The sequence below is a fragment of the Neotamlana sedimentorum genome, from assembly GCF_000943565.1.
Taxonomy (GTDB): domain Bacteria; phylum Bacteroidota; class Bacteroidia; order Flavobacteriales; family Flavobacteriaceae; genus Neotamlana; species Neotamlana sedimentorum.
The window spans coordinates 1-814 of the sequence record NZ_JTDW01000047.1; the positions used below are offsets into that span (position 1 = coordinate 1).

Here is an 814-nt window from a genome sequence, read left to right on the forward strand (position 1 = left end):
AGAAAATCCGCGAGGATTTTCGTAAGTAGACGAGGACTAGCAATAAATTATATACATTGTTGTGCAACGTTATTGTTTAAGTTCTATGTCGTTTATTATAGCATTGAAATACTCATTAATTTTATTTCTCCACAAATAATTAGGGTGGTAAGTCCTGTAAATATTTTTGAAATTTTTATATTTTATTTTTGCTAATTGTCTTGTGGAAAAGTTTGAATTAAAACTTGAAAATTTAACTCCTTCAAGGTTTTTTTCAATGTTATAGTCATAATTAGGTCCAGAAACAAATAATATAACATCAGGTTTAAGAATATCTAATTCCTTCTCTAAAACCTTAAAATTTTCTAATTCAATGTTGTAGATATAATCTTCTGGATGATTTTGGTCTCTGCCTGATGCTCCAATTTTGACAACATTACTCCAAATGTAACTCACCTTTTTTCCTTTAAATTTTTTGTTCATTAACTCTATAAACCGATTGATTCCATTCCAAAAGTGTCCTCCGTAAGAATCGAGTGCATAGTTTGAATTATAAAAATCATCGTATATCTCTAAAGTTTCTTCTATGTTTCCGCTAAAGTCGTTCCCCCAATCATTAGTCTCTTGTCCTAGGAATAATACTTTAATGTCGGATTCGAGATAAGCATTTTCATTTATACTTAAAAGTAAAGGGTTAGTTGGTTTTTGAGAATATGTTTTGTTTGAAATGATTAGATTTAATTCGTTTGATAATTTTGTCCAATTACTTTTATAAAGTTCGACCAATTTTTCATTCATCTTTGCCGGTTTGTATTATACTGAAATAGGTTGACCT

1 protein-coding gene is annotated in these 814 nt (G+C 29.0%); it reads right to left on the reverse strand.

Annotation, left to right across the window (positions count from 1 at the left end):
• Positions 1-69: 69 nt before the first annotated feature.
• Positions 70-777, reverse strand: coding sequence for a uracil-DNA glycosylase family protein (locus tag PW52_RS16940; protein ID WP_044634173.1), 708 nt, complete (start codon positions 775-777; stop codon positions 70-72).
• Positions 778-814: the final 37 nt, after the last annotated feature.

Coding starts and splice junctions, on each gene's coding strand:
- PW52_RS16940 (WP_044634173.1), bottom strand. CDS start 777: ATGAATGAAAAATTGGTCGAACTTTATAAAAGTAATTGGACAAAATTA.